Annotated in this window: 1 protein-coding gene; it reads right to left on the reverse strand. The window is 72.3% G+C overall.

The features are described 5' to 3' along the window. Window positions 1-199 precede the first annotated feature (199 nt). The gene (locus tag I6A81_RS40950) at window positions 200-1,798 is read right to left on the reverse strand and encodes a serine/threonine-protein kinase (protein ID WP_203007912.1); all 1,599 of its coding nucleotides are present in this window, start codon (window positions 1,796-1,798) and stop codon (window positions 200-202) included. Between the last annotated feature and the right edge of the window lie 376 nt (window positions 1,799-2,174).

The following is a 2,174-nucleotide window of genomic DNA, read 5'->3' on the forward strand; positions in this document are numbered from 1 at the left end:
CATCCGTCTTACCCCTGATCAGACGCTCGACATTGCGCACGATCCGATCACACCGCTCGGCGAACCAGGCCACATCCATCGCGGCCGCCGGCTCCTCAGGCATTTCTTCCCCCCAGATGCGTGTTCTGACGGCGGCGCGGTCCGCGCGGTCGCGTTGTCGGGTACCGCTGACCGATCTCCGGCCAGCTGACGGAAGCAGTCATCGCAGGACCGTCGCTGCGACGACGACCAGAATGACGATCAGCAGGGCTCCGGCGACCGTGAAAAGCGCGCTCCTGCGGCCACGGCGGCGGTACTCCGGATCAGTGCCGAGGTGGATGTCCACCAGCCCGGTGTCCTCGCCCGCGAAGGTTCGCGCGGAGCCCGGGAGGGACGCCGAGAACGCGCCGCCAGTCCCACGGTCACCCGGCCGCGTCGACAGGGCTCTCCCCGGCCACACCGCCCCGGGGCCGAGCGGCCCTCGCGTGGGCGCGAGCCCGGCCGGCGGCTCCCGCGCGGGCGGGACCCGCTGGCCGGGCGGCGTGGGCACGGGTGTTGGTGTCGAGGCCAGCGGCGGCGCCACAGGCGCGGGTGACGCGCTGACATCCGTCGGCGTCTCCGGAGCCGGGACGGCCTTCACCCGCGCTTGTGCGCTCGGTACCGCCGATGCCGCGGAAGCGGTGGGTACCGGCGGCTGGCCGGCCCGAGCCGCGCCCTCGTCCGACGGATGGTGGGCCACGCGTCCGCCGTCCACGGGGCCGTCACCGACGGCCCCGTCGACGACGGCGCCCTCGTCGCTGTCGTCGGGCGGCGTGTCGTCGTCGGGCGGCGTGTCGTCGTCAGGCGGCGCGACGTCGTCGGGCGGCGCGACGTCGTCGGGCGGCGCGACGTCGTCGGGCGGCGCGACGTCGTCGGGCGGCGCGACGGGCGCCAGCGGCGGCACGCAGGCGGCGCGGACGTCGATGTCGAGCTCGACCGTGATCCCGGCCCTGTCCAGCCAGCCGGTCCCGAACACGCTCGCGGCCGCGGCGCCGAGTTCGAGGGCGAACGCCCTGGCCGTGGCCTGCCGGGCCTCGGGGTCCTTCGCCAGCCCGCGCAGCACCACGTCGGCGATCGGCGTCGGCACCCCGTAGGGCTGTGAGGGCGGGACGTGCAGGTGGAAGTACCGCAGCGTCTCGTACGTGTCGTTCGCGTCCCCGGAGGGCGGCAGGCCGGCGAGCATCTCGTAGGCGATGACGGCGAGCGCGTAGACATCGACGGTCCGGCGCAGCGTGCCGGCCAGGAACTGCTCGGGCGCCATGTAGCGCGGAGTGCCGATGACGGTGCTGGTCATCACGCCGGTGTCCGCGAGGACCTTAGCGATGCCGAAATCGGTCATCTTCAGCAGGCCGTCGCGGGTGAACAGGATGTTCTCCGGCTTGACGTCTCGATGCAGCAGGCCGCGCTCGTGCGCCGCGTCGAGGGCGCCGGCCACCGCGAGCGCCACCGCGCAGGCCCATTCCGGCGGCACCCGGCCGCTCTTGAGCCGCGAACGCAGGCTTCCGCCGGACAGCAGCTCCATGACGATCAGCGAGAGCTCGCCGGCGGGCACGTAGTCGTGGACGTGGACCACGTGCGGATGAACCAGCTTGGCGAGGTTCAGCGCCTCGGTCTCGGCCCGGTCCCCACGCACGGAGACGCTCGGAAGAATCTTGACCGCGACATCCCGCCGCAGCCGGTTCCTGGCGGCGACGACCATGCCGAACGTGCCCTGACCGACCTGCGCGCCCAGCTCATAACCAGGCAGCGCCGCCGCGACCTGTTGCCGGTCGACGATCAAGCCAGGTACCGCCCATGCCCCCCGTACCACGCGGCGACCACCAGGTACCTGGGCATTGGCTACCTAGCGCCCCACGACGGCACCCCCGCGCGCCGCGCCCCAATTGTGACAGACCGCTGCGGATTAACAAAGAAATCCATTCCTTGCTGGGGAGACGGTGGGCAACTGGTCGCGAAACCTGGGCGCCAGACAACGACACCCCTAGTTGCCTGTCCGTTGTTCCACTCGACATGTGCCCTGGTCCCATGCGCGGGCCTGGCCTGGGCTGGGTCCACGACGGGGCCCGCCCAGCCCCCCGTCGCCCGCGACGTCCGGTCATCCCGGGTTGGGGGTTTAAGAGGCGAATTAAAGCCGCCCCCGGGGTTACCAGCACCGC

Origin of the sequence: Frankia nepalensis (assembly GCF_016786325.1) — a bacterium.
GTDB lineage: Bacteria > Actinomycetota > Actinomycetes > Frankiales > Frankiaceae > Pseudofrankia > Pseudofrankia nepalensis.